Consider the following 12377-nt stretch of genomic DNA (forward strand, 5'->3'; position numbering starts at 1 on the left):
GGACAAACCTGGCAGCGGGCACTCCGGCCGCGCCCGATCGTTGCGGTCCGATCCGATCATGCGGCCCCGGCGTCTGGCGCAAGATGGGGCCATGAACCGACTTGGTGACGCGCTGAGGGCGTGGCGGGACCGGCTCGACCCGGCGGAGGTGGGACTGCCGAACGGGGCGCGGCGCCGGGTGCCGGGGCTGCGGCGCGCCGAGCTGGCCATGATCGCCGGCATCTCCGTCGAGTACGTCGTCCGGCTCGAACAGGGACGGGTGGCGACCCCTTCCGCACAGGTGTGCTCGGCGCTGGCCCGTGCCCTGCGGCTGTCCGACGACGAGCACGCGCATCTGCTGCGCCTGGCCGGTCACACCGCCGACCCCGGCCGTATCCCGCGGCTCATCCCGGCCGGCGTGTACCGGATCATGGACCAGCTCGCCGCCCAACCGGTGGCGGTCTACGACGCCATCTGGCAGCTCCTGTACGGGAACCCGCTGTTCGCGGCCACGTTCGGGGAAAGCGCGGTGGGTGACGCCGAGGACAGCAATGTGCTGGTGTCGCAGTTCCTGGCGGAGCTGCCGCGGGTGCGGCAGTCGCCGTCCGAACGGGAGGCGTTCGAGGCATCCCTGATCGCCGACCTGCGTGCCACGACCAGCCGTTACCCCGACGACCCGGACGTCGAGGCGCTGGTCGCGAAGCTCGGCCGCAGTTCGCGGTTCCGCGAGCTGTGGAGCCGCGGCGCGGTCGGCGGGCACGAGAGCGCGCACAAGAGGGTGGCCCATCCGGAGGTCGGGGACATCGCCCTGCTGTCCAACGTCCTGACCTTGGAGGACCACCTCCGTCTCGTGGTGTTCACCCCGCAGCCGGGCACCGACGCCCGGAGCAAGCTCGACCTGCTCGGCGCGGTGGGCCTGCAGAACATGTCCGCCGCTCTGGAGTGAAGGTCCGGGCGCCCTGCACCTCCCGCAGCGCCCGTTCCACGGCCTCCCGTACGCGGGCGGCTTCGCGTTCCTTGCGCCGCGCGCCTGCCCGGCGTAGGAGGATCGGGCTCACGGCGACCGCGAGGGGGAGCAGGCCGAGGGCCGCCCTCACACGGGCCATGGGACATGGGCCCGGACCTCGTCGTCACCACGGGCAACGACCTGTGGACCCGCTCGCCACGCTGAGCCCCAGCCATATCGACCAGCAGTTCCTGGTCGCTGGGGCCGAGTTGGCCGAGCCGCCGGAGAACGTGACGGCCGCCGACTGGACCGGGGCGTCCTTCCGCGGCGAGGGGCTCGGCATGTCCTCCACGTACGAGGCCCGCTCGTTCACCGGCACGCGCCGCGCCGCCGCCGTCAGGGCGGGTGGGGCGGCGCGTGCTCAGCGGCCTGACCGGGATCGCGCTCCGGCTGGACCACGTGAAGTGAGGACTGCCGTACGGCGGGCGGCGAGGGTGGGACGCGCCGTACCAGGAAGAGCCGTGGCTCCCGCCTGCACTCCCGGAAGCGCAGGATCGACTCCGTGACCCCGGCACCACCGTGCCGGCCCGAAGCGGAGGAACCAGCATGCCCACGACGTTCATCACCGGAGCCAACAAGTCCCTCGGTCTGGAGACCGCACGCCGTCTCGTCGAGGCGGGACACACGGTCCTGATCGGCGCCCGGGACCCGGAGCGCGGCCGGGCCGCCGCCGCGTCGGTCGGCGCACGGTTCGTCCGGATCGACGTCACGGACGACGCCTCGGTGGACGCCGCCGTCGCCGACGTCGCCGCGCACGAGGGCGGGATCGACGTCCTGATCAACAATGCCGGGGTCCTCGGCCGGGTGGGGCCCGTCGAGGAGTACACGGCGGCGGACGTGAGGGAGGTGCTGGAGGTCAACGTCGTCGGGATCGTCCGGGTCACCCACGCGTTCATGCCGCTGCTGCGCACTTCGCCGAACCCCGTCATCGTCAACGTGTCCAGCGGCATGGGCTCCTTCGGCCTCACCCAGGACCCGGACCGCGTCGAGTCGCGGTACGCCCTGCCGCTCTACAGCGCGTCGAAGGCCGCGGTCACCATGCTCACCACGCAGTACGCCAAGGAACTCAAGGACATCCGGGTCAACGCGGCCGATCCCGGCCAGACCGCCACCGACTTCACCGGCGGTGTCGGGCACACGGTGGCCGAGGGCGCCGAGTCCATCGTGGCCCTCGCGACGATCGGCGCGGACGGCCCGACGGGACGGTTCGTCGACCGGTCGGGCGAACTTCCCTGGTGAGCCCCCGGTAGGCGTGATCAGGCCTGCGCGGTCGGCCGGACGACGATCTCGCCGACGTCGACGCCCTCGGGCTGCTCGATGGCGTACCCGATGGCCGAGGCGACGGCCGACGGGGGCATGGCGATCTCGTCGCGCTGCTTGACCAGGGCGGCCGCGACCTCCGGGGCGCCCCCCTTGCCGACGCCCTCGGTGTGGGTGAAGCCGGGCGAGACGAGGGTGACCCGAAGGTCGGGTCCCGACTCCTGGCGCAGGCCCTCGGTGAGCACCTTCACCGCCGTCTTGGTGGCCGCGTAGACGGCCAGCGGGCTGGTGACGACGTGCGCCGCGGTGGAGCCGACGTTGACGAACTGGCCGGCGCGCTGCCGGCGGAAGACGGGCAGGGCCGCCCCGACGCCGTTGAGCAGGCCGGTGATGTGGGTGGCGACCATGGAGTCCCAGTCGTCCTGGCGCAGGTCGTCGAACGGGGAGACGGCCATCGTCCCGGCGTTGGAGACGAGCACGTCGAGACGGCCGTAGCGCTCGACAGCCGTGTCCGTGAGGCGGTGGAGGTCCTCGCGGCGCGTGACGTCGACGACGACGCCGACGGCGGTGCCGCCCTTCGCCGTGATGCCGTCCACGACGGCGTTCAGCCGGTCCTCGCGCCGTGCTCCGAGCACCAGCCGGGCGCCCCGCTCGGCGAGGTGGGCCGCGGTCGCCTCCCCGATACCGCTGCTGGCTCCGGTGATGGCGACGACTTTGCCCTCGATACCCGACATGATCAGCGTCCTTTCGCGGGTGTGCGCAGGCCACGCCATGTGACCTACAGTTAACCGGGGGCGCCTCCGGTTCATCCAGCCTAAGCGGGGGCGCCCCCGTTTAACAAGTGAGGGCTCGCGAAAGGGAGGACGACCACTGATGGGCGACGGAACGCGGAGGCCGCTGCGGGCGGACGCACAGCGCAACAGGGAGAAGATCCTCACCGCCGCCGTGCGCGCGTTCACCACGGAAGGACTGGACGCCCACCTGGAACGCATCGCGAAGGAGGCGGGGGTGGGCAGCGCGACGCTGTACCGCCACTTCCCCACCCGCGAGGCCCTGATCGAGGCCGTCTACCGCAACGAGGTGGCACAACTCTGCGACGCCGCGCCCGCGTTGCTCGCCGAGAAGGCGCCCATGGACGCGCTGCACGCGTGGACGCGCCTCTTCCTCGACTACGTCACCGCCAAGTACGGCATGATCGACGCGCTCCGCTCGATCGCCGCCACCGGCGCCAACCCGTACGGCCACAGCCGGGAGTTGATCCAGGCCGCGATCGCCTCCCTCATGGACGCCTGCAGGGCCGCGGGGGCGATCCGCGGCGACATCCGGCCGTCCGACGTGGCCGCCGCCCTCGAAGGCATCGCCTACACCTCGGCGGGCGCGGACCACCGGGAGCAGGCGGAGCGCCTGCTCGACCTCACCCTGGACGGCCTCACGGTCGGCGCCTGACGGACAGGACACGCGCCCCGATCCCGCTCGTCATCATCTCTGTCAGAACCATTGACAACGATGTCAGCAGCGTGATCTAGTCCCCACCGATCGAGTCGGGTGCCACTGGTCGCCGGTCAAGCGCGCGCAACGAGAGGTGACTTCGACGTGACGGACGTGGCCGAGGAACAGGAGACCGCTCCCATGCACAGACCTCTGCACCATCGACTACGTGAGCGCGCGTCGACGGTGCTCGCCGCGCTGCTCGTCACCGGCGCCGCCCTGAGCCCGGCGCCGGCCGTCGCGCGTGACGGAGCAGACACCGGCCCGCTGACCTCGCTCGTCAACCCGTTCATCGGCACCCAGAACTTCGGCAACACCTTCCCCGGCGCGAGCGCCCCCTTCGGCATGGTCCAGGTCAGCCCGGACACTGGCGGCCAGGGCGGCTACGACTACCAGCAGGACAAGATCTACGGCTTCAGCCAGACCCATCTCTCCGGTGTCGGCTGCTCCGTCATGGGCGAGCTGCCCCTGATGCCGACGACCGGAGCCGTCGACCGCGTGGACGCCGACGCCTACCGCTCGACGTACTCGCACGACGACGAGGACGCCGAACCGGGCTACTACCGCGTCGGGTTGAAGACGTACGGCATCGACGCCGAGCTGACCGCCACGGCCCGCACGGGCTGGCAGCGGTACACCTTCCCGTCGACCGGCCGCGCCAACGTCCTGTTCAACACGGGCAAGGCCAACCAGCGGGTGTACGGCTCGGAGGTCCACGTCGTCGGCGACCGCACCGTCGAAGGGCGGGTCGAGGCGGGCAACTTCTGCGCGGGCAAGGACCGGCACACCGTCTACTTCACCGCGACCTTCGACCGGCCGTTCGCCTCGCACGGCACCTGGCGCGGCGGCACCCCGGCCCCCGGTGAGCGCGACGCCGCCGGTGAGGGCGGCAACGGCGCCTGGGTGACCTTCGACGCCGGCACCGACCGGGACGTCGTCGTCAAGGTCGGTTTGTCGTACACCGGTGTCGAGGGCGCCCGCAGGAACCTCAAGGCCGAGACGGGCGACTCCTACGACTTCGACGCCACCCGGGCGGCGCTGCAGGCCACCTGGGAGCGGCAGTTGGAGACGGTCCGGGTCGCCGGCGGCCCGGCGGAGCGGCAACGAGCCTTCTACAGCGCGCTCTACCACGCCCAGCTGCACCCGAACCTCGCCGGGGACGTCGACGGCCGGTACGCCGGCTTCGACGGCAAGACGCATACCGCGTCGGACTTCACGCCGTACCAGAACCTGTCACTGTGGGACACGCACCGGCCGCAGAACCAGTTGCTGCAGATGCTGCAGCCGAAGGTCGCCCGGGACGTGGCCCTGTCGGTCGTCGCGATCGGGCGGGACGGCGGCTGGCTGCCCCGCTGGTCGCTCGCCAACAGCGAGACCAACATCATGACCGGCGACCCGGTCACCCCGTTCCTGGTCGAGGCGTGGTCCAAGGGCCTGCTGAAGGGCTACGAGAAGGAGGCGTACGCGCTCCTGCGGAAGAACGCGACGAGCACGCCGCCGGACGGCTCCCCCTACAACGGCCGTGCGGGGGTGGCCGCCTACCAGGAGCGCGGCTACGTCCCGAGCGGGCTGGAGCTCGGGAAGGACTGCGCCGACAAGGGCGGTGACAACGACTGCGTCCATCCCGCGTCGGCGACCCTGGAGTACGCGGCGGCGGACGCGTCGCTGGCCCTGATGGCGAAGGGCCTCGGACACACCGCGGACGCCCGGATGTTCGCGGCCCGCGGCCAGTGGTACCGCAACCTGTGGGACTCCTCCACCGGGCAGTTCCGGCCGCGCACGAAGGACGGCACCTGGCTGACGCCCTACGACCCGGTCGAGGCGGGCCACCAGTTCCACGAGGGCGGCGCCTACCAGTATCAGTGGCTGGTGCCCCAGGACCCGGCCGGGCTGGTGTCCCTGATGGGCGGCAGGAAGGCCGCCGAGAAGCGGCTCGACGCCTTCTTCGCCTACGACAAGCTGCTCGCGGACCCGGCGAGGACCGCCCGCGAGGACTGGATCTCGGCGCCGTACGACTACTACGGCAAGCCGACCTACAACCCGAACAACGAGCCCGACCTGCACTCCCCGTACATGTACCTGTGGGCGGGCGCGCCCGCGAAGACGGCCACCGTCGTCCGTGCCGCGATGACGCTCTTCACCGACGGGCCCGACGGCATGACCGGCAACGACGACCTCGGCACGATGTCCGCCTGGTACGTCTTCTCCTCGCTGGGCCTGTACCCGACGACGAACGGCGGCGGCTTCCTCGCGGTGTCCAGCCCGCAGTTCCCGTCGGCGGTCATCCGCATCGGCGCGTACGGCAGGAGCCAGGGCGGCACGCTGACCGTCGAGGCGCCGGGCGCGAGCGACAGCCGGCGCTACGTCGAGCGGGCCACGTTCAAGGGGAAGAACCTGCGGGCCACTTGGCTGGACTGGGACGCGGTCGCCCAGGGCGGCGACCTGTCCTTCGCCATGACCGGCAAGCCGTCGGCGTGGGGCACGGCCAAGGCGTCCGAGCCGCCGTCCGTGAACCGTGCGGCGGCCGACTCCCGTCGGCACCTCGACGCCTCACTGCGCACCAGCGCCGACGTGGTGCCGACGGCGGAGCGCGCGCAGAGCGTCCGCCTCCCGCTGGACGTGCTGGGCCAGTCCCCCGGCACCCTGCGCGTGACCGTCGACGCGAAGGCCCCGAAGGGCTGGACCGTCAAGACGTCCCCGTCCTTCTCGCTCGCCTCGCACCGGCTTCCGGTGCAGCGCACGGCGACGGTGGACGTGGAGGTGCCCGCCGGTACCGCGCCGGGCACGTACTCCGTGCGGATCACGGCGGCCGCGAAGGGGGTGAAAGCCGTGGAGCGCACGGCGACCGTCGAGGTCCGCGCGGCGGCGAACTGCGCGTCGGGCGCCGGAGACGTGTGCGCCGTCGACCTCGGCAAGGAGGCGAACCACGACGGCACCGCGACCGTCGCCGCCCCCGACGAGGGCGACTTCGACGGAGCGGGCTGGAGCTACGACGCCGGCCTGCTGCCGAAGGCCGGCCCGGTCGTCTGGGACGGGGTCGCCTATGACGCTCCCGACCCGTCGGGGACGGCCGCGAACTTCGTGGAGACCCGCGGCCAGGCCATGCTCCTCCCGTCCGGTTCCTACGGCACCCTGCGCCTGGTCGCCGCGTCCCACCACGGCCCGGTGTCCACGGCCCTCACCGTCCGCTACACCGACGGAAGCACCGCCGAGGTGCCGGTGACCGTCGGCGACTGGGCGGGATCGACCCCGCAGGGCAGCACCGTCGCCCTGGAGATGCCCCACCGCATCAAGCACGGCCAGGGCGTCGACGGCCCGCCGGTCCGCCTCTTCGGGACGTCCGCGAAGCTGGACGGCTCCAAGACGGTGCGTTCCGTGGGCCTGCCGAACGATCCGCGCGTGCAGATCTACGCGCTGACGCTCGGATAGAGCGCGATCCCCACGCCCACCCCGGCGGCGCCGCCGTGACGGCCGCCGGGGTGGGCGTACGGCCGTCCCGGGGTCCCGGACACGGATCTTCCGGGCGCCTGCCCGGCCCCGGCGGGCGCATGGTCACCAGCGCGTTCGAGCCGAGGCGGCCCGTGTCAGGTCACTCGGCCACGTCGCGGCCGGCGCGGTCCACGGACGAGGCCGCGTGCGTTTCCTCAGCGTCAACGGGCTCGACGGAACACGCCTCATCGCGTCAGGAGGCGCGCCGGAAGACCGCGGCCGGTCCGATGACGCCGGGGCCGAACTTGTCCCGGACGCGGTCGACGGCGTCCTCCGCGACCAGCCGCGCCTCGCGGGCGTCGTCCAGGCTGATCTGCTGGGCGACCTGGTCGGCAGCGACGAGATCCGTGCCCTTGAGGGTCAGTCCGGTGAGGCGGCCGCGCTGGAGACCGGCGGCGTCCATCAGCTGGTAGGCCACCGTCCGCAGGTCCTCGTCGTGCGCGGAGATCTCCGGGAGGCGGCGGGTCCGCTCCCAGCCGCCCCCTCCGGCGAACGTCAGTTTCAGGGTGAGCGCGCGGGTGGCCTGGCCCCTGCGGCGCAGGAGCAGCCCGAGCCGGACGACCAGGTCGAGGAGAGCGGCGCGGACGGCGGCGCCGTCCAGGGCCTGCCGGTCGAACGTGTGCCGGACGGATGCCGTCGGGGGCAGCCCGCGCGGGACGACGGGTCGTGGGTCGATGCCGTGCGCCCGGTCGACCGCCGTACGGCCCGCGCGGCCCCCGAGCAGTCGCTGCACGGTGGCGGGCGGGACGGCGGCGAGCAGACCCACGCTGTGGATGCCGTACGCGCGCAGCGCCTCCGCCTGCCGGGGGCCGATGCCGTGCAGCGCGTCGACCGGCAGCGGGCCGAGCCAGGCGGCGACCTCGTCGGGGTGGACGGCCAGCACTCCGCCCGGCGCGGGGACCTGGGCGGAGGCGGTGGCCGCGACCGTGATCGACGGTCCGATGCCGATGCGGACGTCGACGCCCAGCCGGGAGAGGGTGCGTACCCGCAGGACCTCGCCCAGACGGCGCGTGTCGGTGCCGTGGTAGCGCAGGGCGCCCCGCAGTTCCACCAGGGCCGCGGAGGGGGGCAGGGCCTGCACGACCGGGGACAGCTCCGACAGTTCCTCCAGCACCCGCCGGTAGGTCTCCTCCCCCAGCCGGTCCGGGCACCGCACGTGCATCACCGTCGAGATCTTGCGCGCCGGTCCGTCCGTCGTCATGTCCCACCTCCCGCACTCACCCCTCCACGGTATCGAACAAAAAATCGAACACGCGAGGGCGCACGCCGTGGATCTTGAGCATAGAATCAAAAATGTGTTCGATGACCTGCCGCCCGACCTGGACCGACTGCGCACCCTTCGCGTCTGGCACGCCCTGTGGGTCCAGCGCATCGACGCCAAGATCGCGGCCCTGCAGCGGCGGGAGGCCGAGGAGGAGAACGGCCGGCGGCGCCGCCCCCGACCCCCGGAGTGGATCGTCGAACTCGGCATCGGCGCCGACCGGTCCCCCGTCCAGGTCCACGCGGGCGACTGTCACATGGCCGGACAGCGGCGCCGGGCCGTGAGCCGGGACGAGGCGCGCCGGCTGCTCGCGACAGGACTGGAGGGCTGCAGCCACTGCCGGCCTGCCGCGCGGCTCCACATCATCGAGTTAGAGCCACCCCCGCCGACGTCACCCGTGCCCGTGACGCACCTCATGGCCTGTCCGGCGTCGGCGAAGAGGCCACGGAGGTCTGCCGAGGCTTCGCCGCCACCGCCGGAAGTTCACGGCGGCGCCGCCGGCCCGCGGCCTTCCAGCGCGGTAATTCGTCGGCGTTCGCGGGGACGAGTGATCACCCTGGTCCGGCGACAGAACCCAGACATCGGATCCGGGCCCTGCACACGGATCGAACGATCACCGTCCACCAGGCCTCCTCCCGCGAGATCGGTCTGCCGGCCGCCCGGGACGGGCGTTTCTCCGATCGGTGGCAGCGGGACCGGATGACATGGATCAAGAAGCCGCGTTCACAGACCGTTCCCCTCCCGCCAGCAGCATCCGGCCGCCGGCTGGTCTACTCCACGTCGATGCCGTAGTCCCGCACGAGTTCTTCCAAGCCGCCTGTGTAGCCCTTGCCGCCGAGGACGAAGTCCCAGTCGCCGCTGGACCTGCGACGGAAGGAGCCGAGCACCAAGGCGGTTTCGTGCGGCCGTCCGTCAGAGACCTCCAGACGTCCCAGCTCGGTCATCCCTGGATCAAGAAGCCGGACGCAGGCATCTGTGAAGCCGGATAGGTCGGCGTTCGGATTGACCTCTGGGTCGATGGCGGCCACGAGCACCAACCGGTCAGCCGCGTCCGGCAACCCGTCGAAGGACACGCAGATCGCCGCCTTGTCCGGCGCCGCTGCGGGAAGGGCCCGCACTGAGCCGTCCGGCGTCTGAGGATTGTTGTAGAAGACGAAGTGATCGTCGCTGAGGACGCGGTTGCCACTGCAGACGAGAGCGCACACGTCCAAGGCGACGCTGCCGGTCCACGCCATGCCCAAGACGTTGTAGTTGTCCGGCAGTCGAGTGTCTGGCCCCGAGGGCGTGGGCTGCGCGGCCGCTTGTCGGCTCCCCTCACTCAGTCGCCCACGCAAGCCATGACGATGCAGCAGGTCGACGAGTTCCGGGCCCGAGATGAGCTCCAGCGGCTTGCCGTTGGCGAAGGTGTGTGAGCCAGGACCGAACCCTGATGTCGTCACGAGCACACCCTTGTTGGCGCCGGCGTCCTGCACGGTTCCGTACAGGTCACGGACGGCGGTGGGTGGCACCGTGTTGCGGTAGCGCTTCACCTGCACGACGATCTTGCCGCCGCGGATCGGTGTCGGATCCAGCGCGTCGACGTCCACACCGCCATCGTTGGAGCGCTGAGTGGTCACGGCCTGCATCCCCATGGCCCGGAAGAGGTCGGCAACGAGATTCTCGAAGGCGATCGGATCCATGGTGAACAGGTCCGGATCCTCATCGCCGCCGTGGGCGACGACGCGGTTCCCGACGTCCTGCGGTCGTCTACCCGGCCGTACGGGCGTGAGTTGGTCCGGTCGAGTCGAGAGCTGCCCGCGCAATGCGTCAGGCAGGCAACTACACGCGTCCACCTGCGCCAGGTGCAAGTCATGGAACGCGGAGCGTGAGGCCATGACGGTTGCGAGGAAGATCTGGCCTGGTCGGCCTGTCGTGGGGTCGTGCCCGTCGACGAACCCGTTCAAGGCCACTGACTCCAGCGCAGCCAGCTCATCTGCGGCGAACAACTCGTGCAGAACGAGCAGCATGCACTGCGCGAGAACCTCCCTGTACAGGGCACGCCGCTGGCCTACTGGGCGGGGAGTCTCCTTGTCCTGGTCGGTCCCCGACATGTAGCGAACGGACTTGACCTCCGGCACGACGCTGTATGCGGGCAACTCCCAATCGAGTACCAGTTGCCGGGCGGACGGGTCGTAGGCTGCTACCACCTGGCGTGGGAAACCTTCCGGCCACGCAGTCGAGGCGTAGAGAGCAGCCGAGAAGTACTCGACCACGGAATCGGGGTCCTGACGCCTTACGCCGTCAATGATCGACACGACGCCGGCGTTGTGCCGCCGAACGTCAGCCAGCTGAGCCTCGGCCCACTGCTGGTACTCCCGCTGGTACGACGCCAGCTGTTGCTGTCGGTGAGCCTCTGCGGCTTGGGCAGCGTGCCAATCCCGCTCGAAGCGTGCTCGCGCTTCGGCCTGCGCCCGTGCCCGGCTACTCGCAGTCCAGCCGCTCTGCGTTTGGTAGTGATTGAAATCCGGCATAGGCACTGGCTGTGCCAGTGGCCCTGGAGCGAAGGGCTGGACCTCCTCCGGCCGCATGAGAGAGGCAGCCCTGAAGGCCGGAGCCTGGCAGCCCGACGCGAGAAGCGCCTGCAACGACGCGACCTGCGCGTCCAGTTCCTCCGTGCGCCGTAGAGCCTCTGCCTGCCGGTACTCGCGGTGGCTCTGGGCAGCTCGCCGTTGGTAGGCCCGCGCTTGCTGTTCCTGCTGTCGCCGCCGCCTGGCTTCGGTTTCCAGCTGGCGCTGCTGCTGCCGTTGCATCTCGGCCCATGTACCGACATATCCAGTAGAGCGACGACTCATGTGCTGCAGGCCCTCCCCAGAACGTCGACAGCCGAAAGGCACTTTGGTTGTCCCCACAACCAGTTGTGACGATACGACTCTATCCAGCAACTGCCGTCCCGCACATCCACCCGTCAGAGGAAGTCCCTGGGCATCCCTGCAGGTCAACGTGACTGGAGGGTAACCAGGAATGTGCCTGGGCGCGGTGCCCGAACGGTCACCTTCCCCAACGCTGGAATTCCTGGGTGCGTCGGCCGCAGAAAGGACTGTGAACGCGGCTTGACGTAGATCATCATGCCGCGTTCACAGACCTCAAGAGGCGATTGGCTAGAGGCGCAGCGGCGGCCGCCCGCAGTCGTGTGTGTGGCAGGACTCCCGGTCGTGTGCCGTCTGTCGAACGCTACGACCAGGCGCACACGGTCGTCACCGAAGCGGTCGGCCAGGGCCTTCATCACGGCGAAGACGTGCGGTCAGTGAGTCTCCGAGCCCAGCACAGTAGCCGCGGTCAGCGGTTCGTAGGCACAGACCAGATCGCCGTTCGTCCATGCAACGGGTCCTGAGTTGCTGCGCGAGTCCGCCGGTGGCTCGCCGACCACGGACAGGACCTCCGCCGGCCACTGATGGGATACGAGCTGGCGATGCAGCGTCGACGGGCGCGACTGCTTGTGCCAGGCCACTCGGCCGACGAAGCGCTCCGGTCGGGTTTCGGGATCGATGGAAGCGAGCTCGCCCCAACTGACCCAGCTCGCACCGTCCAGCTCACCCCGGGCAACCCATGAGCTGAGCTCTGAGCGCATGGCGCTCGACAGGTCGACGGGAAGCCCACGACCAGGTGCAAGAGGCGGGAAGCCTGCGGAGTTGCGCACACCGAAGAGCAGACCGAAGGCCGTGTAGTCGGTCTCGTCGTACAGCGGCCACAGATCCATGGCGGTCACCCATGGCTCACCGTCGTAGTCTTCGGTGCCTGCATAAGGGTGACGGAACTCGATCCCGCCGTAAATGTCCGTGCCCATGGTGGCGCACCGTAACAGCCCTGGCCCGCACGACGTACATCACGATCGAAGGGCGGTGAGAGAAGCGGTCC

General features: G+C 70.8%; 11 protein-coding genes. 6 read left to right on the plus strand and 5 right to left on the minus strand.

Features of this window, described 5'->3' with window-relative positions; genetic code table 11:
- The first annotated feature begins 91 nt into the window (after nt 1-91).
- Both ABZ899_RS26335 and ABZ899_RS26340 read left to right on the plus strand, forming a co-directional pair.
- Nucleotides 92-925 (plus strand): helix-turn-helix transcriptional regulator, encoded by an 834-nt coding sequence (locus ABZ899_RS26335; protein ID WP_361350566.1) that lies wholly within the window; start codon nt 92-94, stop codon nt 923-925.
- Nucleotides 926-1531: 606 nt separating this feature from the next.
- On the plus strand, nt 1532-2224 hold the full coding sequence (locus tag ABZ899_RS26340; RefSeq protein ID WP_361350568.1) for an SDR family NAD(P)-dependent oxidoreductase: 693 nt from the start codon (nt 1532-1534) through the stop codon (nt 2222-2224).
- Between the two features lie 17 nt (nt 2225-2241).
- Here the strand turns inward: ABZ899_RS26340 and ABZ899_RS26345 are convergent, their stop codons facing one another.
- Complete coding sequence (locus tag ABZ899_RS26345; RefSeq protein WP_361350570.1) at nt 2242-2979, minus strand: SDR family oxidoreductase; 738 nt, start codon at nt 2977-2979, stop codon at nt 2242-2244.
- 139 nt (nt 2980-3118) lie between these two features.
- Here ABZ899_RS26345 and ABZ899_RS26350 point away from each other — a divergent pair, with 139 nt between their 5' ends.
- Nucleotides 3119-3691, plus strand: a complete 573-nt coding sequence (locus tag ABZ899_RS26350; protein ID WP_361350572.1) for a TetR/AcrR family transcriptional regulator — start codon at nt 3119-3121, stop codon at nt 3689-3691.
- A 183-nt stretch (nt 3692-3874) separates the two neighbouring features.
- Nucleotides 3875-7162 carry a GH92 family glycosyl hydrolase gene (locus ABZ899_RS26355; protein ID WP_361350574.1) on the plus strand — a complete coding sequence of 1096 codons (3288 nt, stop codon included), beginning with the start codon at nt 3875-3877 and terminating at the stop codon, nt 7160-7162.
- A 253-nt stretch (nt 7163-7415) separates the two neighbouring features.
- On the opposite strand, the gene ABZ899_RS26360 is transcribed toward ABZ899_RS26355, so the two are convergent.
- Together ABZ899_RS26360 and ABZ899_RS26365 are read right to left on the minus strand one after the other, a co-directional pair.
- A complete protein-coding gene (locus ABZ899_RS26360) occupies nt 7416-8423 on the minus strand; it encodes a hypothetical protein (protein WP_361350576.1) in 1008 nt (335 codons plus the stop codon).
- Nucleotides 8424-8439: 16 nt separating this feature from the next.
- Nucleotides 8440-8724, minus strand: coding sequence for a hypothetical protein (locus tag ABZ899_RS26365; protein WP_361350711.1), 285 nt, complete (start codon nt 8722-8724; stop codon nt 8440-8442).
- Here ABZ899_RS26365 and ABZ899_RS26370 point away from each other — a divergent pair.
- Nucleotides 8692-9186, plus strand: coding sequence for a DUF6233 domain-containing protein (locus ABZ899_RS26370; RefSeq protein WP_361350699.1), 495 nt, complete (start codon nt 8692-8694; stop codon nt 9184-9186). The two genes, ABZ899_RS26365 and ABZ899_RS26370, sit on opposite strands and share 33 nt — an antisense overlap.
- A complete protein-coding gene (locus ABZ899_RS26375; protein ID WP_361350701.1) occupies nt 9126-9275 on the plus strand; it encodes a hypothetical protein in 150 nt (49 codons plus the stop codon). The genes ABZ899_RS26370 and ABZ899_RS26375 overlap by 61 nt, the downstream gene beginning before the upstream one ends.
- Here ABZ899_RS26375 and ABZ899_RS26380 read toward each other — a convergent pair.
- Together ABZ899_RS26380 and ABZ899_RS26385 are read right to left on the minus strand one after the other, a co-directional pair.
- Nucleotides 9254-11314 carry a restriction endonuclease gene (locus ABZ899_RS26380; RefSeq protein ID WP_361350577.1) on the minus strand — a complete coding sequence of 687 codons (2061 nt, stop codon included), beginning with the start codon at nt 11312-11314 and terminating at the stop codon, nt 9254-9256. The genes ABZ899_RS26375 and ABZ899_RS26380 overlap by 22 nt on opposite strands.
- 449 nt (nt 11315-11763) lie before the next feature.
- Nucleotides 11764-12306 carry a hypothetical protein gene (locus tag ABZ899_RS26385; protein WP_361350579.1) on the minus strand — a complete coding sequence of 181 codons (543 nt, stop codon included), beginning with the start codon at nt 12304-12306 and terminating at the stop codon, nt 11764-11766.
- Between the last annotated feature and the right edge of the window lie 71 nt (nt 12307-12377).

The sequence above is a fragment of the Streptomyces sp. NPDC046859 genome (genome assembly GCF_040645135.1).
In the GTDB taxonomy this organism is placed as follows: domain Bacteria; phylum Actinomycetota; class Actinomycetes; order Streptomycetales; family Streptomycetaceae; genus Streptomyces.